The sequence below is a fragment of the Mammaliicoccus sp. K-M42 genome (genome assembly GCF_022386375.1).
In the GTDB taxonomy this organism is placed as follows: domain Bacteria; phylum Bacillota; class Bacilli; order Staphylococcales; family Staphylococcaceae; genus Mammaliicoccus; species Mammaliicoccus fleurettii.
In genome coordinates, this window is sequence record NZ_JAJNIS010000001.1 from 1 (window position 1) to 26469 (window position 26469).

Sequence of the window (26469 nt, forward strand, 5' to 3'; positions counted from 1 at the left end):
TTTAAGTTACTTTCAAATATAGCACTTGCCAATTCTTCAAAGTCTACGTTAATATTTAATTGAGTCATATATAGTCACCTCTACAATTTTTCTTAGTCGATTACATTGTACTAAAGTGAGCTATATATGGCTCTTATTTTATTACACAATTATATGGACATATTCAATAGTTGGTGTAATTTCAGCAACACCTTGATCATTTGCGATGCCTTCACCAATCTTATTACCATCTTTATCGAACAATTCTACTTTAGAATGAGGTTCAGCGTTTACTACAATAGGATCTTTCATACCACCTTTGCCTGTTAAGTCTGTAGTGATAACAGGTTTAGCCGGAGCCGTTGTATCTGTCGCCTTGATTGGGTCAGAAGCGTCAGACGTATTCGGTGATTGCGCATTATCTGTCGCTTTGGCTGTGATATTACCTTCAGGTAATGGTGTTGTTGGTGTAATTTCAGCCACACCTTGATCATTGGCAATAGCTTCACCAATTTTGTTGCCGTCTTTATCGAATAATTCAACATTAGAACCTGGTTCAGCATTCACAGAAATAGTTGGTGTCATATGAGCTTTACCACTTAAATCTGTTGTAATAACAGGTTTAGTTGGCGCAGTTGTATCTGTCGCCTTGATTGGGTCAGAAGCGTCCGACGTGTTCGGTGATTCTGCGTTATCTGTCGCTTTGGCTGTGATATTACCTTCAGGTAATGGTGTTGTTGGCGTAATTTCAGCCACACCTTGATCATTGGCAATAGCTTCACCAATTTTGTTGCCATCTTTATCAAAAATTTCAACATTAGAACCTGGTTCAGCATTCACAGATATATTTGGCGTCATATGAGCTTTACCAGTTAAATCAGTTGTGATGACAGGTTTAACCGGAGCCGTTGTATCAGTTGCCTTAACTGGATCAGAAGCGTCAGATGTATTCGGTGTTTCTGCATTATCCGTTGCTTTCGCTGTGATATTACCTTCAGACAGTGGTGTAGTCGGCGTAATTTGAGCGATACCTTGATTATTCGCTTTAGCTTCACCAATTTTGTTTCCGTCTTTATTAAAGATTTCAACATTAGAACCTGGTTCTGCATTTACAGAAATAGTTGGCGTAGTTCCTGCTTTGCCTGCTAAATCTGTTATGATAACTGGTTTAGCAGGTGGCGTTGTATCTGTCGCCTTGATTGGGTCAGAAGCGACAGAAGTATTCGGCGTTTCCGCATTATCTGTTGCTTTAGCTGTGATATTGCCTTCAGGTAATGGCATTGTCGGCGTAATTTGAGCGACACCTTGATTATTTGCCACACCTTGACCAATCTTATGACCATTTTTATCGAATAATTCAACATTAGAACCTGGTTCAGCATTAACAGAAATAGCTGGTGTTGTACCTGCTTTGCCTATTAAGTCTGTTGTAATAACAGGTTTAGCCGGAGCTGTTGTATCTGTCGCTTTGACTGGATCAGAAGCTGCAGAAGTGTTTGGTGATTCTGCGTTATCGGTTGCTCTCGCTGTGACATTACCTTCAGTTAAAGGTGTTGTTGGTGTAATTTCTACCACACCTTGATTATTCGCCACACCTTGACCAATTTTATTTCCATCTTTATCGAATAATTCAACATTAGATCTTGCTTCTGCATTAACTGAAATAGTTGGTGTTGTACCAGCTTTACCAGTTAAGTCTGTTGTGATGACAGGTTTAGCTGGTGGCGTTGTATCTGTCGCTTTGATTGGATCAGAAGCAACAGAGGTATTTGGTGTAGCTGCATTATCGGTCGCTTTCGCTGTGATATTACCTTCAGTTAAAGGAGTTGTCGGTGTTATTTGAGCAACACCTTGATCATTTGCGACCCCTTCACCAATCTTATTGCCATCTTTATCGTATAATTTTACATTAGATCTTGGTTCAGCGTTAACAGCAATAGTTGGAGTCGTACCAGCTTTACCAGTTAAATCTGTTTGAATGACAGGTTTATTTGGTGGTGTTGTATCTACAACTGTGAATTTGAAATTTTTACCTATACTATTGCCACTTGGATCTACATATTTAACAGATATTCTACTTGTACCTTCTGTTGTTGGTGTACCGGTAATTTGCTTAGTTTGACTGTTATAAGTTAGTCCTGGAGGTAAACCTGTTACGCTACTTGGTTCTACATCACCGCTATTATCTGTCGCATTAGGAATTGTTATTGGTTGTATAGCTACATTTCTTTCATTAGTTTTATTTTGTAGAGTTGGAGCTACTGGTGGTGTCGTGTCTATAACTTCAATTACTACTGGCACATCATCGTAACTGTTATCTGGGTATGTTACTCGTACTGTAGCGTTTTTATCACCTACAGTTTGCGTATCTATTTGTGTTATATACTCATATCTTGTACCATTTGGTGTTCCAGAAGGTAAACTGATTGATTGATCGACAGATGGTGTTTCATTTATCTCTACTGTTTGGTTAATAGCAGTTGGATTATGTCTATCTGCATCTGTTTCTTTACGAGTAGCGACTTTTGGAGCACTCGGAAACAATTCTCTTCCTTTGGTTACTATTCTTGCTGTAACATCTCCGGCAGGAATATCTACTGTAGGTGTTATAGGTGCTTTACCATTTGATTGGACAATACCTTCACCAATTACATTATTACTTTTATCGTATAATTTAATTGCTAATCCTGGTAATGAATATACAACAACAGGAGTTTTGGTATTAGCTTTTTCAGTTAGATCTGTATGAATAGTAGGACTAATAGTGGTGTTATAAACACCTCTAACTCTAAATGTATTTTGTTTGTTTCTAATAGCAGTATTCAATCCACCAGCACCAATAACAAATGATTTGAATTTATGATCACCAGTTGATGTATCTGTTGGGTCTTCATATTTTGAAAGTAAAGTTGTTAATGGTACTCTTACTTCAAATTCCACAATAATTTTATCAGAACGTTTTCCATAAACTACTTTAACTTGTGATGTAAGAGGATGGATGAAATCTCTTGTTATATCATTATATATTTGAGGTCTCTTTAATTTAAATGTCTTATTTAAATCCTCGGTATAAACATTGTTTGTATTTATACTTTGTCCATTTTTTTCTAAACGAAGAATTTTAATATTTCCTTCACTTGCAGCGAAATAATATTTCATACTTCCTCTATTGGCACTGTTGTCATTGAATCTAATTTTATCTCTTATAACCGCATTATCACCTTCACGTGCTACGTTTTCTAATTGCATAGCAGCAAGTAAGTGGAATTGGTCTCCTTGGTTATTACCACCAAAGTCTCTATCACCCAGAGGACCAAAGTCATATTCTTGAGCAATACCTGTTGGATATGGTCCTTGAGCAGCTCTAAACATTGATAAACTAGGAGCAGGATAAATATTTCCGTAATATGATTGGAAAGATTTATTTAACGCTAATGCTTTTTGTTGTGCTCTTGTTAAATCAGAATAGAAAGCTTGAATATTTAAGTTCTTAAGTTCTTCAAAATCAATTGAAAAAATCTCTCTTGGACTTAATTTCTTAAATTCTTCAACAGTCATTTTATTAGTACGGACTTCAGTAGCTTTAACTATTTTAGGTGTCACATTATTCTCATTATTATTTGTGTTATTTATCTCATTATTATTTCTATTTTGAATTGCTTCATTTGAATTATTTTTCTCTATAATTGTTTTTTTATTATTTTCAGGTTCAGTTAAATTTGTTTTTATTTCTGAATGTGGCGTTTGTTGAGAAGATGAATTATGTTGATCTACTGTATTTGTCGTAGTTGACGCCTTGATAGATTGGTTTACATTATTTACAGGTTTATCTAATTCTTTATTATTTTCTTTAGTAACAATCGTATCTTTGTTTAATTTGTTTTCCTCTTTATAAGTTGAATTTTCTGTATTTTTTTCTTCTTGTGTTGTTTCATTCTCCACTTTTGAAGTTTGATTATCTGTTTCTTCAACTATAGATTGTTCTTCTATTTGTTCATTTGTTTTTATTTTATCAGTTGGTGCTTCATTATTCTGTTCTACATTTTCGTTTGTGTTTTGATTTGATAGTTCATTACTTGTATCATTTGTTGTTTCTGTAGGTTTTACTGATTCTTCTTGATTGGTAACATCTATATTTTTTTCTGATGCAAAAGCTTTATCTGATGGATTACCAAGAAATAAAAGTGTGCCGATTAATATTGAGCATGTACCAATAGTATACTTTCGAATACTAAATTTTTGTAATCGCCGTTGATTGTCCATTAGCAATCTCCTTTTCATAGATAATAATTTAAATTGGAGTGCTAATTTACTCATACGATGATTCTTATGTAACTATTTTATTTTTATCTCACTAGTAATGTGTTCAAAAAATCTCTAAATGAATCTAAGATATATGAGCTAAGTTTCACACTAGCAATATGTGAATGGTGATATTAAATTACTCTCCTTCCATATAAACTATTCACATATTTGATATGGAACAAAATTAAATTTTGTTCCAAAATATTATATCATATTTATTGTGCGAATAAAATACTATATTTTTAAATCTCTATAAAATATTTATATAAATTTTAAAGTCTATAATATCTCGTTATAGTATGTCGTATTCAAATATTATTCCTGTATTCTCACTTGAATTTAATTGAACTATGCTAGATGTTCATGTAAATTAGATATAATGATGAATTTAATTGAAAGAGATGATATTAGTGCCACAAATTTATTTTGATGCAGCGACTAAAGGTAATCCTGGTGAAAGTACATGTGGAATTGTAATTATAGTAGATAATGAGAGGCATTATTTTACGGAAAGCTTAGGATTGATGGATAATCATCGTGCTGAGTGGGAAGCATTTATCTTATCACTAAAGCATGCTGCTGAATTAAATGTTAATAATGCTTTAGTGTATACAGATTCAAAATTGATTGGTGATAGTATAGAGAAAAATTTTGTGAAGAATGAAATGTTTAAATCGTATTTTAATGAATATAAACAATTGCAACAGAAATTTGATTTAGTATTTGTTAAATGGATACCAAGAGTACAAAATAAAGAAGCTAACCAATTAGCACAAACTGCATTAAGAAAGCATTTGAAAAAACGAAATAAAAAATAATAACCGCCAACTACATTGTTGGCGGTTATTATTATGAAAAGTTATTCATTAAATATTTACTTGAAACAAACAGTTCATGTTCATTACAAATATTAATAGAATTTTCTATATGATGGTTGTATGTCATTTTATTTAATAAGTCTTCTGTTTCAAGTGGTACATCTGTATGAATTTGAGCTAGTCGTTTGGACATGGCTAAATCATCTCTATATGTGATGATTTTATTTTGTTGTCCTGCAGTTAATTCATCAATATTTTCTATAACATTTTCAACTGATTGATATTGTTGAATAAGTTTTATTGCAGTCTTCTCACCTATTCCTTTAACACCTGGATATCCGTCAGCAGTGTCACCCATAAATGCTTTTACATCTACTAATTGATGTGGCTCAAGACCATATTCTTCTCTAAATTTATGGATATCATATTTATTATATATATTGAATCCTTTTTTTGTTAGCCAGATGTTAACGTTTGTATCAATACATTGCAATAAATCACGGTCACCACTTACTACGTATGTTTCGTACCCTTTTTCCTGTGCCTTTTTACTAATCGTACCGATAACATCATCCGCTTCATAATTTGTTATACCTAAGTTAAACATTCCTAATTTTTCAGCAATCTCTTTCGCTCTATCAAATTGAGGTATCATCTCTTCTGGTGGTGCAACTCGGTTAGACTTATAAGCTTCAAACATGTCATTACGAAATGTTTTTGAACCCATATCCCAACATACTGCAACATGTGAAGGTTGTATATCGTTAATAACTGTATACGTATGTCTAACGAAACCTTGTACCGCGTTTGTGGGAATCCCTTTTGAATCTCTCATAAATTGCTTATGGATACTTGTAGCATAAAAATGTCTAAATAATAAAGCCATTCCATCTATTAATAATATTTTATTTCCCATTTTGTTCTCCTCTATATCTCTTTTAAGACTTTTTCGATTTGTTCTATGACATTATTATCTACGTTAACAGATAAATATGATTCTATCAGTTTAATCGTTTCTTTGTTGTAATCTACTATATAATGTTCAGCTAAGTTATCATAGCCTTCAAGATTTTTAGTTAAAGCATTGTTAAAGTAGACGATTGGTTGATCTAATAACGACATTGTATCATTTAATATTGATGTTTGTACGTCCTTAGCTTTAGATGTTTTTAACAAATCTTTTTTCGAAATGGAGCTAATTGTTTGGTTAGAGATTTCTTGAATATTGATGTTTATCGGTTCTGGATTTATTTCATTGATAAAATCATGTTTGAACTTTGATACTAATATTGACGCTTCGTTTAATTCAACGATTGTTGGTGTAAGCAAATCATCAAATGTTCTTGAATAAAAGTTCTTTAATCTTTCAACTATGAGTGAACTTTCTAAACTTAATTTTTGATTTAAATCATCGACATATTGTTTTGTACTTGTTTGAAGTGATTGTTTAAAATCATCTGTAACAGTAGAAGTATTAAAATGTTTTTTCACAATATCGTTTAGTTGTATATTTAATCGGTCTTTCAAATAATAAAGTTGATCATGAATTTCTTTTTCTAGTTGATGATGCGATTTTACAACTATTTGATTAGTGAAGTTTTGTTTTTCTTTATATTTAAGTAATGTAGTATTTCTTTTTTCTAGTTGTGCTTTATCTTGTCTATACGTATGGACCATTCTTTCAAGTTCACTAATCAATTGATTAATTCTTGATTCTACTTGAGATTGTAGAACAGTTTTACTTTCAACTTTAACAAAATGATCTATTGCGTTCATGAAATTATTGAAATAGTCGTCATAATTTTTAATAGCGAGTTTACTAGATACAGGATAACATTCAGGTTTAATGTTTAATGCATCTAATGAGGACTCGACATATGAAATAACTGCATTTTTATCTTCTTCGGATTCAGCTAAGTCAATTGCATTAATAACGAATTTTAATCCTTGTGTTTGTTGCAAATTATTCATATCTCTCATATAAGTTAAAAATTCGCCATCTTTATCTGTAAAGGCATGGTTGTAATAGCTAACATATATTATAAGATCACTTGAAGCTATTATTTGTTCAGTTTCTCTCGTGTGTCTTTGGTTATTAGAATTTAATCCAGGTGAATCGATAATAATTTTATCTTTTAACCATTCTTCTTCAAGTCTTAAATTAATTTTATGCACAAATGCTGCGTGCGTATCATCTGCAGTTAGTTTTTCTAATTCTTCAAGTTTAAACTCAGTGGCTTTCTCTTTTTTCAGTGTATCTTCATAATATTTGAAGTTTGTTTCAATAGCTTCAAAAAATGCTATATGATTACTCGATAAAGAAGGATGTTGTTTTATATTTTTATCTTCTATAAAAGACTCAATAGAATCATAATTTTTATTCGCAAATTCTGTTATATGATTAATTTCTTCGAGTAATTGAGAATAAGTTTTAAAAGTAACTTCTTGTTTTGTTCCATAACTAATTTCAGTAATACTTGCAGTAGTTGGGTTTGGTGAACTTAATAATATAGGATTTCTTAAAATAGCATTAATTAAACTACTTTTCCCTGCACTGAATGTACCAAATACCGCGATTTTTGTAATGTTATTTTCCATACGCTGAACTTGGTTATGAATGTTTTCTACTTCACCTTCAAATAATGGAAGATTTTTCAACTTTGTTAATTTTTCATTTATATTAACGAGATTACTTTCTTTTTGTTTTGAGCTTTCTACTTTATATTGATGTTTCTTCTCAATTTGATTTCCTAAATCTATTTCTTCAATACGTACAAAATGTCTATCAATTAACTTATCAATAGATTCATCCAGATGAATATAGTAGTGCTGGTAATTATTTGTTATAAGAGAAGATTTTAAATTTTTGAATTCAATATATTCTTCATATTCACTTAGCTGGTTTGCATCTTCATTAGTTTCATTATGCACTTCACTTGAATTCACAATTTCTTCTATAAGTTGATTTGTATCATTACGAACTTTTCTAGTGATGATATCTACTATACCTTTCGTATATATAATTACATAATCATTCGTAATAGACGTTTGCTCTTGGACATGTTCAGCAAGTTCTTCTTTAGAAATTGTATATTGTTGGTTGATAATTTTTTCGAAAAGATTGGAATCTTTAATGTATTTATTAAGATGTTCTAATGATTTAATCCATACTTTTGTTATTTCATCATGTATTTTTAAATCTAATTCTTCTTTTACCGTATTTAACTTTTCTTCTTGAATAAGTTCTTTTTTCTTATCTTTGTTGAATAACCCTTTTACTTTATAATCTTTAGCTGTCGTTTCTAAATAAACACGAATCGTTTCTCTCATTTCGTAAGGCATTAGATAAGCGTTATCTAATATTTCTTTTCGCTTTTCTTTTAAATTTGATGTGAATTGATCTTTATTTTGAATAAGAGACTGTTCATTTTGAACGTTGAATTTTTCTTTATATGTTTGATAATCTTCATCAAATGTTTCTTCAGTTGATTCAATGTCTGAAAGAATAGATTCCATATGACGATTTATATATTCTAATTGTTCTTGTTTAATATAATTTGTTACGCGTTCAATAAATACTTGATGTTCAGTTCTGTTTTGATCAAGTTGATGAATGTATTCATTGAATTCAACTTTTTCATTGTTTAGTGTTTCATACTTTGATACATAGAATATTTTCTCTAAATTAAGTTTCCAATCTGTTACTGCTTTATTAACTCTACGTTTATATATATCAAAAGGTATTTCATTTTCATCATGTTTATCTACTTGATTCACTAGCAAAATAACAGGTATATCTAATTTGTTAAGAGACTTAATGAAATTGAAATTCATATCTGATTGTACGTGGTTATAGTCTACTGTATAAAAAACATAATTCGAAGTCAGTAAATATTGAAATGCACTTTCTCTATGGTTGTCACTCATAGAATCTACACCTGGCGTATCTTGAAAAGTGAAACCTTTATTAAATTTATCAGAAGTAAACTCTATCTCGATTGATTCTACTTTACGATCTTCAGTATTTAATCTTTTGACATCTTCTTGGTTATTCACCACTGTATATTGGTTATCACTTAAATTGACGGAAATACTATTTTTATTTGATGAAATTAATTGTGCGGTATTACTCGTTGTCGGCACTGGTGAACTCGGTAATATGCTTTGGCCGATAACATTATTTATTAATGTAGATTTTCCAGCTGAAAAATGACCTACAAAGCTAACAGTATATTGTTCATTATATACTTTCTTAATCATTTCATTGATTTGTTTAATCAATTGTTGATTTGATGATTTTTCAATTTCTTTTTTTAGTTTATAGAGTAAATCTAATGATTCTTGATTACTTTCCATTTTAATTCCCCTTCATTTATGCACAAATAATTTAAATAATGTGATTTACATCACATTATTTTTTCTATCTCTATTCTATTATAAATAATGAAGAGAATATAAGAAAGGATGAATCATATGACAGTCCAAAAAAATGACCTTAGTAATAAAACTGATGACCATTCACATGATGATCTCGACCTAAGAGGCACGCTCTACTCAGTTTTTACATTGGGAGGAATTTTTGCAGTATTATGGGTGATTTGTTTTATTTTATTTTTGATAAGAATGTAAGGGGTGAAATTTGTGCATAAATATGAAAAGTTATGGTTAACCATAGGAACAGCTTCTTTAGTATTGTTTCTTGCAATTTTAATAATCACTGGATTACATAATGGACATAAGCCAGCCGCTTCTGGTAGAGAGTATGTAAATCCAGATAAAGTCGATCAAATTGAACCTTTTAATAAGCCGGGTCTCAATAAAGTGGATGGTAAAGATTATGACTATGAACTAGTAATAGTCGCTTCAGCTTTTAATTATCAACCTGGGAAAGTAGAAATACCTAAAGGTTCGAAAGTAAAAATCATTGCAACAAGTAAAGATACTTTGCATGGCTTCAGTTTACCTGGAACAAACGTTAACATGATGCTTGAACCAGGACACATTAGTGAATATACAAAGACATTTAATGATAAAGGCGAATATTTGATCATCTGCAATGAATATTGTGGTGTCGGTCATGCAGATATGAAGTCGATGATAAAGGTTGTGGATAAAAAATGATAACACGTTTAAATAAGTCAGACAGTAAACTCGTTATGGCACATATGTATGTGGCAATTGGTTGTTTAATTCTAGGGGGACTCGCAGGTTTATTACAAACTTTCGTAAGATCAGGTTTATTACAATTACCTAAGAATATTTCTTATTATCAAATTTTGACTGTACACGGTATTGTTTTAGCACTTGTACTTACAACTTTCTTTATTTTAGGGTTTCAATATTCAGCAGTAGCCAAAACATGTGGACATTTAACATCCGTACAAAGAAAATTAGGATGGATTGGCTTTTTTGTTATGATTGTTGGAACGCTTATGGCTGCTACAATGGTGTTACTTAATAAGGCAACAGTTTTATATACTTTTTATGCACCATTACAAGCACACGTCATATTCTATGTAGGTATGGCTTTAGTAGTTGTAGGTAGTTGGATTTCTGTAATTGGCCAAATTTTGAAATATAGAGAATTTAAGAAAACTTATCCAGGTAAGAAATCTCCCTTACTTAGTTATATGGTAGCAATAAATGGAGTAATGTGGATTGTATGTTCGTTAGGGGTTGCAGCAACAGTGCTTTTTCAATTAATACCATGGTCTTTAGGTTTAGTTGAAAGAGTTGATGTGTCTTTAAGTAGAACATTATTTTGGTATTTTGGACATGCATTAGTTTATTTCTGGTTATTGCCAGCTTATATGTGTTGGTATGCAATTGTACCGAAAATAATAAACGGCAAAGCATTCTCAGATAACTTAGCAAGAATGTCATTTATGCTTTTCTTATTCTTCAGTATTCCTGTTGGGATACACCACCAATTAGTTGAACCTGGAATTGATGATATATGGAAGTATTTACAAGTAGTTCTAACATTTATGGTAGTAGTACCTTCATTTATGACAGCATTTAGTTTATTTGCAACTTTCGAGCATCATGGGCGTTCTTTAGGATATAAAGGATTATTTACATGGTTTAAATCTTTACCTTGGAACGATGCAAGATTTGTATTACCTTTCTTAGGTATGTTGGCATTTATACCTGGTGGTGCTGGAGGCTTAGTAAATGCTTCAGCACAAATGAATGGTCTTATACACAATACGATTTGGGTAACTGGACATTTCCATTTAACAATCGCATCAGCTGTTATATTAACTTTCTTCGGCATAATGTACTGGTTGATACCTCATTGTACAGGTAGAAAATTGACTAAATTTACTAATAAATTAGCAATTATACAAGGTTATACTTGGGCTATCGGAATGACAATTATGAGTGGTGCAATGCACTATGTAGGTTTATTTAAAGGTGCTCCAAGAAGATCGACTTTTTCTGAATATGGTGGCGCTAAACAAGCGGCAGAGTGGATCCCGTATCAAGTTTTACAAGCCGTTGGGGGAACAATTCTATTTATTTCAATTATATTAGTTGTAATGATATTTATACACTTAACTTTCTTATCACCAAAAGGAGAAGAAGAATATCCAATTGCGGAAGCATTAGATGAGCAACAACCAGTAACTAAACTTGTCGAAAATTGGAGATTCCTAATCATCATTACTGTATTATTAATTCTAATAGCTTATACAGTTCCGATTGGTCAAGTGTTTATAGATCCACCACCAGGCGCTAAAGGATTAGGTGAAGGTAAACTTTGGTAAGTAAATTGAAATTTTATTAAGTACGCTTCATACAAAAAAGATGAAACACCCACAATTGGATGTTTCATCTTTTTATTTATGTTTTATTTACTTCGCTTACCCCAATATTGATAGTAAGTACATTCGATATAACCGTTAAATAATTTTCTTTTCTTAGTAGCTTTTGTACCTACTAAAGGTTCGAATTCTTTATAACTCGTTAACATATATAATGAAACTTGGTTATTCTTGTTTAATATTTCACCTAAATGTTTGTACATTGCTTCTACTTCGCTTCGTTCACCTATACGTTCTCCGTATGGTGGATTCCCTATTATTGAAACAGGTCCTTCTGGTACTACTAAATCATGTACATCTTGAACAGTAAATTTAATTATATCACCTAGTCCAACTTCTACAGCATTTGCTTTCGCTATTTCTACCATTCTAGGGTCTATATCGCTAGCCACAATATCAATCTCTTTATCATATAAAGCTACTTCATCTGCTTCTTGTCTTAATTGATCATATAAGCCTTCTGGAATGATATCCCATTCTTCACTTGCAAAGCTACGATTGAAACCTGGTGCAATGTTCTGAGCTATTAGAGCTGCTTCAATTGCAAGAGTACCTGAACCACAGAATGGATCTATAAATGGTGTTTCTCCACTCCAGTTTGTTAATCTTACGAGTGCAGCTGCTAACGTTTCTTTCATTGGAGCTTCACCTTGTGCTAAACGATAACCTCTTTTATGAAGTCCTGAACCTGATGTATCAATTGTTAATAACGCTTCGTCTTTTAGCAATGATACTTCTACTTGATATTTACTACCAGATTCATCAATCCAACCTTTAATGCTATATACATGTTTAAGTCTTTCAACTATCGCTTTTTTAACGATTGCTTGGCAGTCAGATACACTAAATAATTTAGATTTAACGCTTTTGCCTTGTACTGGAAACATGCCTTGAGCTCCAATAACATTTTCCCATGGTAGTGACTTTGTCTTTTCGAATAGTTCATCAAAAGTTGTTGCATTAAATCTTCCGACTACTATTTTGACTCTATCAGCAGTTCTTAACCATAAATTTGCTTTAACAATTGCTTTTTCGTCACCTTCGAATAATACGCGACCATTTTCTACAGTCGTCTCATATCCTAATTCTTGAACTTCTTTAGCAACAATTGATTCTAATCCCATGGGACTAGTAGCGAGTAATTGATACATGTATATACTCCTTTATATTTAAATTATTATTTACAAATAAAAAGCTCTCCTACTTGGGAGAGCGACACTAGTAAGTGATAAATCTGTAAGCCATGTTTTGTCCTTTAGTACTGCTAACGTGTACTAGTTACACTCGTACGCCAGTGATAATCATCTGTCTGTATGATTACATACCTTCTCATTCCGTTCATTTCCGTCAAAGAAGTGCTCCTACCAATTTTGGATTGCTCACTCGAGGGGTTTACCGCGTTCCACCTTCTACATTTCTGTAGAAGCTACGTCACTGTGGCACTTTCAAACTACTTTAACCATATTATAAATAACTTAGGTTATTTCGTTGCCGTCAATTAATTGCCTTGGCTTATTGTTTCGCCAAGCACGAACACTACATTCATCTCAGAATGTGTGAGCATGGACTTTCCTCTACATAATGTAGCGATTATCCGAAATACCACTCGACTTAGAATTATAGCATAAACTGAGAAAAATAACTATAATTTATTCACCAAATACAGCTTTTTCAAGATTAGAGATTCTCTTTAATATATCTACATTATTAGAATTATATTGTTGTGAACCTTGTGGTCTTCCTGAAGCAACACGCAATCTTAACTCTTCGATTTCTTTTTTTAGTTTAGAATTTTCTTCTGTTAACTTTAGTACTTCATTATTTAAGTCAGCCATCTTTTGATAGTCTGAAATAATGTCATCTAAAAAAGCGTCTACTTCTTCAGTTTTAAAGCCTCTTAAACTTTTTTCGAATTCCTTTTCATAAATATCTTTAGCAGATAGTTTTAATGTTACATCAGCCATATTTACACCTCATTTAATAAGATTCATTTTCATTATTATAATTAAATTCCATAAAGTCTTGTAAATCGATGAACGTAATAACATTATAAGTATAATTTGTCTTTTCAGCAAAATCAACTAACTTACTTTTGAAGTACTTTGGTGAAGCTTCTTGTTCGTCATCATAGAATAAAATGGTTTTGTCGGTATTATCCAAAATAAAATCATTTGCTTGTTGGAATTGAAATGCTCCTTGGTATTCATTTTGATGAATAGCATTTACGTAATCAGCTTGAGCAACAATACTTTGATATTTATGTTGGTTTGTTTCATTCCATTTATTAAAATGATTCAAGAATGGTGTTAAAATTGCAAGTTTCAATTGAGGATATTTACTTTTCATTTCTATTGTAACTTCAGCTGCCCACAATTCAAAGCCAAGCTGACCAGATATTATTGCCCATTCCATACCTTCCTCAATTTCTTGTTCAATGATTTCCTTAATATATGCTTTGATCACTTTAACTTCAGGCTGATCATCTTTAAATATATTGAGTTCAAAAGGTTTATAGCCAGTAAAGTATATGGATGTCATGACAAATCACCTAAATGTGTATGAATATAATTCAAATCGTGTTGTACTGCTTTATGTTTCTCTAGAAACATTTTTTTACTCGTTCTTTTATAATGACATTCAACTGATAATTCTTTATAGTTATCAATTAGTAAATAAAACTTTTGTTCGTTCATATACTGTAATTTTAGAATTTCTTGTTGTTGCGAAGAAAGTTTATCTAGTAACTCGTCAACCACTTCAACAAATGGGACGACATCATTATAAAAATCATATTCATGATCATCTTTAGCATTTTTAAATATTTGCTGCATATCATTCAATTTATTTATAAGATTTAATAACATAATTATCCCTACTATCAATGAAGTTTGTGTTTTAAAAATCCCCACGATAAAATGATAACATAACTAGAAAAGTTCTAGAATATATTTGTATCATAAAAAACTTTTGTAACTTATAATGAAATAAGGTATAATATTTAGAGTTTTATGATATGAAGATAGGTGATGAATTTGAACTACCCAAATGGTAAAAAAGTATCAAAAGATACTTCTAAAGTCTTAAGTCAAGACTCCACAAAGTATAGTAAAATAAAATATGGTAAACGGGGTATGAATTTAGAAGAGGAAATTGATAAATCAAATCAATATTTCAGATTAGAAAATATTGCTGTTATCCATAAGAAACCGACACCTATTCAAATTGTTGATGTAGATTATCCTAAAAGACAAAAAGCTGTCATTAAAGAAGCATATTTTAGAAAACCTTCAACAACAGATTACAATGGTGTTTATAATGGATACTATATTGATTTTGAAGCTAAAGAAACCAAAAATAAAACAAGTTTCCCATTAAATAATATTCACGACCATCAAGTATCACATATGGAACAAGTTTCAAACCAAAAAGGTATATGTTTTTTATTGATAAAATTCAGCTATCATGATAGCGTATTTTTATTGCCTTTTAGGGAATTTATGGTATATTGGGACAGATATAAATCTGGTGGGAAAAAGTCCATTACACTTAAAGAAATTGAAAATGATGGATATTTAATTCCAATCCAATTTAGACCAAGAATTAACTACATAAAAATAGTTGATCAATTGATAAAAATAGAAAGTGAGGCGCTCAAATGAGTCAATCAAAAGCTTCTAATAGTAAAAATAACAAAGAACAACCTAAGAAAAAGAGGAATATTAAAAGAACAATAATTAAGGTGTTTGGTATTCTCGCACTTGCATTCTTGGCAATGGTAATAGTAGGTGTTCTCTTATTTGCATATTATGCTTGGAAAGCTCCTGCTTTCAATGAAAGTGCACTTAAAGACCAGTTGCCAACTAAAATTTACGATAAAAACAATGAACTCGTAACAACCCTTTATATGGGACAAAAAAGAGAACATGTTAAATTTGACGAAGTTCCAGACCAATTAAAAGATGCTGTTCTAGCAACTGAAGATAATCGGTTTTATGATCATGGTGCATTAGATTATAAACGTTTATCTGGCGCAGTATTGAAAAACTTTACAGGTGGATTTGGATCTCAAGGTGCCTCAACACTTACACAACAAGTTGTAAAACGTTCATTCTTAACAGATAAGAAATCAATTGAAAGAAAAGCTCAAGAGGCATACCTTTCATATAGACTTGAACAAGAATATTCAAAAGATGAAATTTTTGAAATGTATTTAAACAAAATCTATTACTCAGATGGTATTTATGGTTCACAAACTGCAGCTAAGTATTATTTTGACAAAAAACTAAAAGATTTAAACTTAGCAGAAACAGCATATTTAGCTGGTTTACCACAAGTTCCAAACCAATATAATATTTATGACAATCCTGAGGGTGCTGAAAAACGTAAAGACACAGTACTTTATTTAATGGAAAGACATGGTAGAATTTCTAAGGAAGAAATGAAAGAATCACAAGATACACCTATCGATAAGAACTTAGTTCAAAGAACGGTAGAAGAAAGAAATGAAGCTATGACAGAAACACCAGATAACGAGTACGCTTCATATATTAATTTTGTTAAACAAGAAATTACTGAGAATAAAGCATTTAAAGGACAATCTTTAAACGATATTATGACAAACGGAAATAAAATCTACACAAACATGGATAAAGATGTTCAAAAGAAATTACAAGATGCTGTAGATAACGGTACTTTCTATAAAAACAAAGACCAAATTACTGGTTCATCCATTATAGATACTAAAACTGGTAAACTCGTTGGTATTAGCGGTGGTAAAGATTATAAAGATGTTGTAGATAGAAACCAAGCAACAGACCTACATCCAACTGGTTCGTCATTAAAACCAATTTTATCTTATGGTCCAGCAATAGAAAATATGCAATATGCTACAAATCATAAGTTCCAAGATGAAAAAGAATACAGCATTAATGGTAGTGTATTTAAGAACTATGATGGCAATGGCCACGGATCAGTGACAATGGCAGATGCATTAGCAAGATCATATAACATACCAGCACTGAAAGCTTGGCAAGAAACAAATCAAAATGCTGGTGAAAAAGCAGTTAAAGATTTTGCATCTAAAGTTAATTTAAATTATAAAGAAGAAATAGGACCTTCAGAAGTACTAGGTGGTTCACAATCTGAATTCTCCCCTACTCAACTCGCTTCAGCATTTGCAAGTATGGGTAATGGCGGAACATATAACGAAGCTAAATCAATTAGAAAAGTTGTAACACAAGATGATGAAACAATTAAATTCTCAAGTGATAGTCATAAAGCAATGGAAGATTACACAGCATATATGTTAACTGAAATGCTTAAAGGTACTTTCGATGCATATGGTTCTGCTTATGGTTATGGCGTTGACGGAGTAAATGTAGCAGCTAAAACTGGTACAGGTACTTATGGTGATGAAGTATATAATGAATATCAATTACCTGAAAATGCAGCCAAAGATGTTTGGATTACAGGTTATTCACCTCAGTACACAATGTCCGTTTGGATGGGCTTCAATAAAGTTAAAGATTACGGTGAAAATTCATTCTTAGGACACGATGAACAAATTAAACCACAAATGTTATTTAAAGATGTAATGTCACAAATATCAAGTTATGATGGTGCAGACTTCGAAAAACCTGATTCAGTAACAGGTAGTGGTAAGAGCCTAAGTGTTGCAGGTAATGAAGATAATCAAACAACAAGTAGCTCAGCACCAAGTACTGACAATAGTAATGATAGTAACAATAACAATAACTATAATTTCTCAAACAATAATAATAATGTAACAACAAATGAACCACAAACAAACTCAAATACTTCAAGATCATCTAACACACAAAGTACAACTCAACAACAATCAACTAATACTGAAGAAGTAACAACAGAAGAACAAACAACTGAAGCACCTACTTCCGAAGATTCTAGTGATAATAGTTCAAGTAGTTCCAGTTCGAGCGCAGCTAAAGAAGCCGCCAAAGAAGCTGAAAATGATTAACGACTACTAAATATTAAGAGCAGAAATTCATTATTAAAATGAATTTCTGCTCTTATTTTTTATAAAAATTGTTTTGGCACCTCTTAGAACTACCATCAGATTGCCCGCAAAGTCATAGACATTGTGGGCAATTTTTATGCACATGCTAACACTTCTTTCGACTTGTGTTAACATAGGTATCCTTAGTTACACTTCTTTCCATTCATGTAAATATAGTTACCCTTGCTTACACTTCTCTCAACTTATGTAAATATAGACACTTAAGATTAATTACCTTTGACATAAATGTCCTAGTATTTTAATGATAATCATTTAGCTAACTCTTAGAACTTACATTTTTCTATATAAATATGGTTATTACGACGATTTTGTAAGTGCTGACGCCTGAGGGAATAGTATGTGTGAGAGACTACAGGCTCGAGCCATACCCCTAGGCAAGCATGCACGTACAAAATCGGAAGATATAAAAAAATTAGCATATCACTGTAAACTTTAAAAAATCAGTTACGTGATATGCTAATATAATAATCCACACGATCAAATACTTTTATTTATCTTCTTTTAATCTTGCTTCTCTTTTAAGTTTAAGTTGATGTCTTGCATTCATCTTAATAAGTTCATCTTTAAGCGTTACCATCTGTCTATAACCCATAAAGTGATAAATTCTATCATTTATATACTGATATCTTTCTTCAAAGTTCATTGGTATAACTGGATAGTCATGGATACCTTTTATTTCAAATTTGTCTATTTGGTTGATTTGTTCTATATAAGCTATGATAAGTGCATAATATTGATCTAAGAGTTCGTGAGCTTCATTACTTTTTAATTGTTTGTTTTTTACAAGTGGTTCTATTTGTTCTTCTAATATTATAAAATCATTCTTTTCTATCATGCTTCATCAACCTTTACTAGTCCTGCTTTTAATCTTTTCTGACCTTCTCTACAATCAGCCAGCAATGGACATGCTTCACATTTAGGCTTGCGTGCAACACAGTGATATCTACCAAAGAAAATTAACTGATGATGGCTTTTAGTCCACCTTTCTCTTGGTATAATACTACATAAGCGATCTTCTACTTGTCGTACATTATCCTTTTGTCTACATATTGCTAGACGTTTTGAAACTCTTTCAACATGTGTATCAACCGCAAGAGAAGGTTCTCCAAATGCAACACTCATTACAACGTTTGCCGTCTTACGGCCAACACCTGCTAAAGATTCTAGCTCTAAATGTGTACTAGGTACAATGCCGTCATAATTATCCAACAGTGATTGACATAATTTTTGAATGTTTTTTGCTTTATTTCGAAATAGTCCGATTGATCTAATATCATCTTGTAATTCTTCTAAACTCACATTTAAGTAGTCTTCAGGTGTTTTATATTTTTGAAAAAGCGACTTTGTGACTTTATTAACTAAAACATCTGTACATTGTGCAGATAGCAATACAGCAATTGTTAGTTCAAAAGGATTGTCGTGTACAAGCTCACATTCAGCATCAGGAAACATTTCATCTATGACATCCATCATTTCTAATGCTCTTTTTTTACTTATCATAAGGATTCTCCCCGTTCACCCAATCAAAAATCGGTATTGAATTTACATTTTGTTTTAATTTTTTGTTGTGATTAAATTTCTCACTTTCTTCTTTTGAAGACTGAACAGTTGTAATGTTTTTCTTCTTCCAATTTAATAAAATCCTATCAATATACTTGAAGCTTAGCTTGTCTAAACTATGCGCTTCATTTAGTGCACTTTGTATAAGCTCATTAGAATGGTGATCAGTATCAATCCAATGATTTAATGTTTGAACTTCAAGTGGTGTTAAAGGACGTCCAAACGTAGATTCAAATTCTTGGAATAATTTTTTGAATTGACTGTTTTGATCTTCAACAGTATCTTCTTGCTTTACTTCATTCATTATTAAAGCTAATTGTTCAAATAATGGTTCAAACGATATGAATTCATTATATTTATGCTGCTCATCTTTTTCAATTTTAATGTCAATACATTTTAGCTGTGAAAGTTGATTAATGACATGACTTACTTCTTGAATAGACAAACTTGTTCCTTGTTGAATATTTTCTAATGGTGGTTGCAAATTTCGATCATTTTCTTGATCTAATAATTTTACTAATATAACAAATTGTTTTTCATTTAAACCTAACTTTACGTAATGATTAAATAAAGCGCGTTGAATAATGACCGGTTTTTCTTTTAACATTTCGCTGGAATACATCTTTTCACCTACTTTGTGATTGAAATAATGCCAAATGATTAGAGGCTGAGACAATTAATATGTCCCAGCCTGATTATTATGGATATAAACGATTTAATAAGCGTGGGAACGGTGAAGTTTCTCTAACATGTTCAACTCCACTTAACCATGCTACTGTTCTTTCTAGACCTAATCCAAAGCCACTATGAGGTACACTTCCATATTTTCTTAAGTCCGTGTAATAGCTATATGAATCTGGATCTAATCCATGTTCTTTAATTCTTTGATTAATTAAATCTAAGTCACTAATTCTTTCTGAACCACCAATAATTTCACCGTAACCTTCAGGTGCAATTAAGTCAGCACATAGTACTGTTTCTGGATTTTCAGGATTTGGTTCCATGTAAAATGGTTTAATTTTAGTTGGATAATTGATAATAAATACTGGTTTATCATAATGATTTGCAATTGCTGTTTCATGTGGTGCGCCAAAATCATCGCCCCATTCAATATCATCAAAGCCTTCTTTATGCAAGAATTCAACAGCATCATCATAAGTGATTCTTGGGAATGGTGTTGAAACGGCCTCTAATTTAGAAGTATCTCTTTCAAGCAAATCTAATTCTAAAGTACAATTTTCTAATACTGATTTCACAATATGATGTACATAATTTTCTTGAACTTCTAAACTTTGATCATGTTTCATAAATGCCATTTCTGGTTCAATCATCCAGAATTCAATTAAGTGACGTCTTGTTTTAGATTTCTCAGCTCTAAATGTTGGACCGAAACTGAAAACTCTACCATGTGCCATAGCAGCAGCTTCCATGTATAATTGTCCACTTTGTGATAAGAATGCATCTTCTTCGAAATATTTTGTATGGAATAGTTCACTCGTACCCTCAGGTGCACTACCAGTCAAAATTGGTGGGTCTATTTTAGTGAATCCATTGTCATTAAAGAATTCATAAGTAGCACGAATAATTTCATTTCTAATTTTCATAACAGCGTGTTGACGTTTAGAACGTAACCACAAATGTCTATGGTCCATTAAGAATTCTGTTCCGTGGTTTTTAGGCGTTATAGGATAATCGTGTGATTCTGAAATGACTTCTACTGAGCTTACTTGCATTTCATATCCAAATTTAGAACGCTCATCTTCTGTAATTGTTCCCGTTACAAATACTGATGTTTCTTGAGTTAATGATTTAGCAAGTTTGAAAATATCTTCTGATACTTCTGCTTTTACTACAACACCTTGCATAAATCCTGTACCATCTCTTAATTGTAAGAATGCTATTTTCCCACTAGATCTCTTATTTGCAATCCAAGCACCGATTGTCACTTCTTGATTGACATAATCTTTTGCTTGTTTAATCGTAATATTCATTTATATTTCTCCTATTCAAATAAATTACCTATAGTCATTTTATCAAATTATCTATATAACTGCTATCTGTTTGGATATTTTCTTAATTTATCTTGGAAATTATTTATATCGCCTTCTATAACTGGTATTTCGCCTAAAGCATTTATGAAAAATTTACTATAATTACTATCTAAAATTCTTCTATCAAAACATACTAACAATCCTTGATCATTTTTATTTCTAATTAACCTACCGATACCTTGTCTAAATTTAGTAACAGCATCTGGTAATACATAGTCTTTAAAAGGATTTTCAAATTCATCTTTCATCAAATGGTATCTAGGGTCATCTTGATGAATGAACGGTAATTTAGTCATCATGACACATTTAATTCCTGAAGATTGATAATCAAAACCTTCAAAGAAAGATAATGTTCCAAGTAAAATTGTTTTATCAAATTGATTAAATTGTTGAACAATTTTATAAACATGTGAATGCTGTTGTTGCATTAATAATACATAGTCATCAAATATTTCAAGTTCTTCCATATAACGGTATGCTTGATAAAGCATTGAGTAGTTCGTGAATAATACTAAACATTTTTGATTTGTTTCACTTACAAATGTAGATAAGTAATGAACAATTGTTTCAATATACTCATCTTGATTATGGAACTGATAACTTGGCATATTTTTAGGAACAAAACATGCTGCTTGATTTTTCAAATCATAAATATCATTCAAATAGTATGTATTGAATTCAATATTTTTAGGAAACATAGATTTAAACGATGTAAACGACTCATTTACAGTTAATGTTCCTGAAATGAAAATATTACTATTAAATTGCTCAATAAATACTTGATTAAGTAAATCTTTAACTTCTTCTTTTTTAACAAAAAGAGAAAGTGTAGATTTTTGAGTTAACTTTTTAATTGATACGTATGGTACTTGCCCCGATTTAATAACGTTATATATCTTAGTATACTGATGATATATATAAATCAATTCTTTTTTGAATGCTTTCACATGAGCATGTGTAAAAGATTTGAATCTAGATAAAATTTGATTAATCGTACCTATTTGTAGTTTGAATATTTCAGATAGCTTCGTAACATCGATATCATAGATATAATGAATTTGTTGTTCGTCATCATTTTGAGATTTATGCTTTTGATTGATTTGATCCATTAATTCATCGAATAAATTTTCGTTTTGTTCATGTAATAATTCGATATCTTTTTTTAATTGATAAATATCAATGGGATCTATTGGGTATTGCTCTATAATTCTTCTGTTTTCTAATTTATCTAATCTTCTAAATAATTTTTCTTGTTCATTTTTACCTAATAATCCAAGATGATATTTAATGTGTTGATAACTTAAATTATCAGTAACTTGGTTAAGTGCATAGTCTTGTATACGGTGTGCTTCGTCTACAATTATATGTTTAAACAATTGATAAACAGTGTCTTCAGTACTATGTTGCAATAAATGCGCATGATTCGTAATACCTATCTCAACACTTTGAGCACTCTCTTTAATAAATTGATAATAATGAATGTCATTTTTAAATGGAACATAAGTTGTTCTTTTTTGGTCAAAGAATACTTTTTGTCCTCCTTTTAGATGTAACTCTTCAATATCTCCAGTTTCAGTCTCTAAAATCCAAACTAATAACTGCATTTTTAAAATCGTTGCTTCATAATTATCAGTATCATCTTGAAGAATGTTTAAAATTAAGCCTAGTGAAATGTAATGATCTTTACTTTTTATAATCATTGCCTTTAAATCAAGATCTAATGCATTCAACACTTTGTTGAACTCTTGCTCTAGTAGTTGATTTTGTAATAATTTTGTATGAGTTGAAACAAGTATGTGCTCTCCTGTTTCTAAATAGTAAAGCAGTGAAGCAAGTACAAAACTCATCGATTTTCCACTTCCAAGAGGTGCTTCGATAAGCGCATTTTCATTATGCATTAAAGAATCAAATAATTGTTGAACTAATTGATATTGTTCTTTACGATAATCAAAATTAAATGTTTTAAGAATTCTATCATAGGCTTCATCAATTGTTATAATTTCACTATTTTTCGATTTACGTATAAGTGTTTGCTTTAAGTAGTTGATATTTTGATATTTTTTTATTTTGCTTGAATTTGTCACTGTATTTTGACTAGTTCTAACAATTTCAAATAAAATATCTTTCAAGTCATATTTCAGTGACTTTGATAAATAGTAAAGTTGTTTAATAGTATCTATAGGTAAATCTTTTATTTTTTGAATAGCTTTTATAAACAATAAAGCTGTTGCTTTAGCATCTTCATCTGCACTATGTGCTTGATTCAAATCGACTTTTAAAGATTGGCTTAATTCACTTAACTGATAGCTTTCTTCAGTTGGAAAAGCAATTTTAAAGAGTTCCATCGTATCTATTATTAATTTTGGTTCAAATTCTATTTGATATTTTTCAAAATGAGCCTTTAAAAAGTTCAAATCAAATAAAACGTTATGCGCTACAAACACACAGTCTTTTAACATTACAAATAAAGATTTACTAATCTCGTCAAAATATGGCGCATCTTGTAAATCTAACTCATTTATATTTGTTAATGCCTGGATGAAAGATGGAATTTCCAAATCAGTTTTAACATATGTATGGTAAGTATCTACAATTTGTTGGTCTTCTATAAATGTAATACCAATTTGTATAATTTCATCATATTGTATTTGGTTTCCAGTTGTCTCTAAATCTACGACAGCGTATCTTTGCGCCATATTATCTCTCCTATATTTCGATATCTGCGCTCATAAATTGATGTAAATTGCCATCCTCAGATATCACAGTTAAGAACCCATTATCTTGTATATCTATTGCTCGCCCAACGATTTGTTTTTTGCCTTCAGTATAAGTTAAAGTTTTATTCCAGATCATGCTTTTTTCTTTATATAATGCTTTAATTTCACTAAATGGTAAATTCAAGAATTGGTCATATCTCTGTTCAATTGCTTTAATTAGTAATGTTAGAAATTGATAAGGATCTATAGGCTTACCATTCTCTATATTTAAACTCGTTGCACGTGATTGATTTACTTTATCAAATTCTAATTGAGTCTGATTTAAATTTATACCTATTCCACAAATGATTGCATGAACACCATCCGTATCGGCAATCATTTCTGTCAAAAATCCACATACTTTTTTATTACCAATATAAATATCATTTGGCCATTTTATTTTACATTGTATATTATAATGTTGTTCAATCACTTCTTGAATTGCAAGACTAATAAATAAATTGAATGTCGACATTTTTTGAATAGCTATGTCAGGTTTTAATACGATTGACATCCACAGGCCTTTGCTTTTTAGAGAGGACCATTCACGATTAAATCTCCCTCTTCCTTTAGTCTGTTCATCGCTTAATACTACAAAATGATTATTTATCTCATTTATATAAGATTTAGCAAGTATTTGAGTAGAATCAACCTGAGTTTGAACGATTGCTTGATTCAACAATACGTTGTCTTTAAGTTCAATATTAACAATGTCTTCTTGCCAAATGGAAGGAATACTCGCAATTTTATATCCTTTATTTGAAATGGATTCAATTTGGAATCCTTCTTTTCTAAGTTGATCAATTACTTTTTTTACAGTAACACGTGAACAATTTAATGTCTCAGCAATTTGTTGACCTGATAAATATTTATCATTTTGATATAAATAACTAACAATTTCACGTTTATATTTCGACATTCTCTCGCACCCATTCTATTAACTCATTTTGTGTATTATTCACTTTATTTAAAATTACTGCTTGCTCTACTTTATTTAATATATCTTTTATCCATGGCCCACCATTTTTATTAAATTCATTCATGATGATTTGACCATTAATACTTAAATCTGACTTATCATATATAGGTAGTTTATCATAAATTTCATTTACTAAAATAGTATTCATTATTGTAGGATGAAATTGTATATTAAGTGATTGATTATTTTCATATATAAATTGTATGACTTTGTTTACTTTATTGTTGCCATAATTATAAATCATACTAGTCATTTCCACTTTTGAAATGTTTCCATTTTCAAATTCATTAAATAGATTATAATAAGAAATTATTTCATGTTTCTCTTTATTACTTATTTTCAAATGATTTAAACTCGAAAGTTCTAAATGATATATATAGCATAATGAAGCAATCCATAGTTCGAAATTTGAATGTTGTGGTATAAAAATTGTTTCCAAATTGATATTTTTAAAAAATGGTATATATTTAAAAATTGCCATGTCTTTCATGGTTTGAATAATATGGGATACATAATTGCCTGAAATCATCTTTTTTAATTCAACGACAATTCTTTCGATTGCAATTTTATCTAATAAATGTGCTGATTGGCTCATTGCTTCTTTTGTTTCATCATCAATATTAAATCCTGTTTGAGCTTGAAACCTTACACCTCTCATTATACGTAGAGCATCTTCTTCCATTCTATCAATAGGTGTACCTACTGCTTTTATTATTTTATTGTTAATATCCTTCAATCCATTAAAATAATCATGCAGTTGATATGATTTATCCATAGCAATTGCATTCATCGTAAAATCTCTTCTTGCAACATCTTCATATAAATCTGTTACAAATTGAACCGATGTAGGTCTTCTGTGATCAACATAATCCCCATCTTTCCTAAACGTGGTTACTTCGAATTGTTGACCACTTCCTAATACAATTATCGTACCGTGTTCTTTTCCAATTGGTAAAGTTTTATCAAAGATTGATTCCACTTCTTCTGGTAAAGCACTTGTCGTTATATCTACATCAGAAATATGTTTATCCATTAAGTAATCTCTTACAGATCCTCCGACAAAGTAAGCATGATGGCCATGATTTTCAAGTGCTTCAATTATCCATTTGGCATCTTCAAAAACTTGATTAGAGCTCATA

19 protein-coding genes and 1 other RNA gene are annotated in these 26469 nt (G+C 30.9%); 5 read left to right on the plus strand and 15 right to left on the minus strand.

Features of this window, described 5'->3' with window-relative positions; all coding sequences use genetic code 11:
* Nucleotides 1-141 precede the first annotated feature (141 nt).
* Entirely contained in the window at nt 142-4242 is a 4101-nt protein-coding gene (locus LQ668_RS00005; protein WP_239775849.1) for a Rib/alpha-like domain-containing protein, read from the minus strand.
* Nucleotides 4243-4694: 452 nt separating this feature from the next.
* On the opposite strand from LQ668_RS00005, the gene LQ668_RS00010 reads away from it, so the two are divergent.
* On the plus strand, nt 4695-5102 hold the full coding sequence (locus LQ668_RS00010; protein ID WP_107510170.1) for a ribonuclease HI family protein: 408 nt from the start codon (nt 4695-4697) through the stop codon (nt 5100-5102).
* Nucleotides 5103-5133: 31 nt separating this feature from the next.
* On the opposite strand, the gene LQ668_RS00015 is transcribed toward LQ668_RS00010, so the two are convergent.
* Nucleotides 5134-6018: a 5'-3' exonuclease gene (locus LQ668_RS00015; RefSeq protein ID WP_078356657.1), complete on the minus strand. Its 885-nt coding sequence runs from the start codon at nt 6016-6018 to the stop codon at nt 5134-5136.
* Nucleotides 6019-6029: 11 nt separating this feature from the next.
* Nucleotides 6030-9458 (minus strand): dynamin family protein, encoded by a 3429-nt coding sequence (locus LQ668_RS00020; protein WP_119634652.1) that lies wholly within the window; start codon nt 9456-9458, stop codon nt 6030-6032.
* A gap of 285 nt (nt 9459-9743) precedes the next feature.
* Between LQ668_RS00020 and LQ668_RS00025 the strand changes: the two genes are divergently transcribed.
* A complete protein-coding gene (locus tag LQ668_RS00025) occupies nt 9744-10223 on the plus strand; it encodes a cytochrome c oxidase subunit II (RefSeq protein WP_078356655.1) in 480 nt (159 codons plus the stop codon).
* On the plus strand, nt 10220-11872 hold the full coding sequence (locus LQ668_RS00030; protein WP_239775850.1) for a b(o/a)3-type cytochrome-c oxidase subunit 1: 1653 nt from the start codon (nt 10220-10222) through the stop codon (nt 11870-11872). The genes LQ668_RS00025 and LQ668_RS00030 overlap by 4 nt, the downstream gene beginning before the upstream one ends.
* 83 nt (nt 11873-11955) lie before the next feature.
* On the opposite strand, the gene LQ668_RS00035 is transcribed toward LQ668_RS00030, so the two are convergent.
* The 5 genes from LQ668_RS00035 to LQ668_RS00055 form a co-directional block, all read right to left on the minus strand.
* Nucleotides 11956-13080 (minus strand): THUMP domain-containing class I SAM-dependent RNA methyltransferase, encoded by a 1125-nt coding sequence (locus LQ668_RS00035; protein ID WP_203153281.1) that lies wholly within the window; start codon nt 13078-13080, stop codon nt 11956-11958.
* A gap of 81 nt (nt 13081-13161) precedes the next feature.
* Nucleotides 13162-13531, minus strand: an RNA gene (gene rnpB / locus LQ668_RS00040) — RNase P RNA component class B.
* Nucleotides 13532-13578: 47 nt separating this feature from the next.
* The gene (gene gpsB, locus LQ668_RS00045) at nt 13579-13893 is read right to left on the minus strand and encodes a cell division regulator GpsB (protein WP_078356652.1); all 315 of its coding nucleotides are present in this window, start codon (nt 13891-13893) and stop codon (nt 13579-13581) included.
* Nucleotides 13894-13906: 13 nt separating this feature from the next.
* Nucleotides 13907-14467 carry an SLOG family protein gene (locus LQ668_RS00050; protein ID WP_078356651.1) on the minus strand — a complete coding sequence of 187 codons (561 nt, stop codon included), beginning with the start codon at nt 14465-14467 and terminating at the stop codon, nt 13907-13909.
* Nucleotides 14464-14793, minus strand: a complete 330-nt coding sequence (locus tag LQ668_RS00055; RefSeq protein ID WP_078356650.1) for a DUF1798 family protein — start codon at nt 14791-14793, stop codon at nt 14464-14466. The genes LQ668_RS00050 and LQ668_RS00055 overlap by 4 nt, the downstream gene beginning before the upstream one ends.
* Nucleotides 14794-14961: 168 nt before the next feature.
* Here LQ668_RS00055 and recU point away from each other — a divergent pair, with 168 nt between their 5' ends.
* A complete protein-coding gene (gene recU, locus LQ668_RS00060) occupies nt 14962-15588 on the plus strand; it encodes a Holliday junction resolvase RecU (RefSeq protein ID WP_078356649.1) in 627 nt (208 codons plus the stop codon).
* The gene (locus tag LQ668_RS00065) at nt 15585-17924 is read left to right on the plus strand and encodes a transglycosylase domain-containing protein (RefSeq protein WP_239775851.1); all 2340 of its coding nucleotides are present in this window, start codon (nt 15585-15587) and stop codon (nt 17922-17924) included. The genes recU and LQ668_RS00065 overlap by 4 nt, the downstream gene beginning before the upstream one ends.
* Nucleotides 17925-18471: 547 nt before the next feature.
* Here the strand turns inward: LQ668_RS00065 and LQ668_RS00070 are convergent.
* The 7 genes from LQ668_RS00070 to LQ668_RS00100 form a co-directional block, all read right to left on the minus strand.
* The gene (locus tag LQ668_RS00070) at nt 18472-18819 is read right to left on the minus strand and encodes a YpoC family protein (RefSeq protein ID WP_078356647.1); all 348 of its coding nucleotides are present in this window, start codon (nt 18817-18819) and stop codon (nt 18472-18474) included.
* Nucleotides 18816-19484 (minus strand): endonuclease III, encoded by a 669-nt coding sequence (gene nth, locus LQ668_RS00075; RefSeq protein ID WP_078356646.1) that lies wholly within the window; start codon nt 19482-19484, stop codon nt 18816-18818. Before nth ends, LQ668_RS00070 begins: the two co-directional genes overlap by 4 nt.
* A complete protein-coding gene (locus tag LQ668_RS00080) occupies nt 19474-20166 on the minus strand; it encodes a DnaD domain-containing protein (RefSeq protein ID WP_115337439.1) in 693 nt (230 codons plus the stop codon). Before LQ668_RS00080 ends, nth begins: the two co-directional genes overlap by 11 nt.
* Nucleotides 20167-20242: 76 nt before the next feature.
* Nucleotides 20243-21535, minus strand: a complete 1293-nt coding sequence (asnS, locus tag LQ668_RS00085) for an asparagine--tRNA ligase (RefSeq protein WP_239740834.1) — start codon at nt 21533-21535, stop codon at nt 20243-20245.
* A gap of 62 nt (nt 21536-21597) precedes the next feature.
* Nucleotides 21598-24291 carry a helicase C-terminal domain-containing protein gene (locus tag LQ668_RS00090; protein ID WP_239775852.1) on the minus strand — a complete coding sequence of 898 codons (2694 nt, stop codon included), beginning with the start codon at nt 24289-24291 and terminating at the stop codon, nt 21598-21600.
* Nucleotides 24292-24301: 10 nt separating this feature from the next.
* Nucleotides 24302-25270 carry a biotin--[acetyl-CoA-carboxylase] ligase gene (locus LQ668_RS00095; RefSeq protein ID WP_239740836.1) on the minus strand — a complete coding sequence of 323 codons (969 nt, stop codon included), beginning with the start codon at nt 25268-25270 and terminating at the stop codon, nt 24302-24304.
* Nucleotides 25257-26468, minus strand: coding sequence for a CCA tRNA nucleotidyltransferase (locus LQ668_RS00100; RefSeq protein WP_115337435.1), 1212 nt, complete (start codon nt 26466-26468; stop codon nt 25257-25259). The genes LQ668_RS00095 and LQ668_RS00100 overlap by 14 nt, the downstream gene beginning before the upstream one ends.
* Nucleotide 26469: the final 1 nt, after the last annotated feature.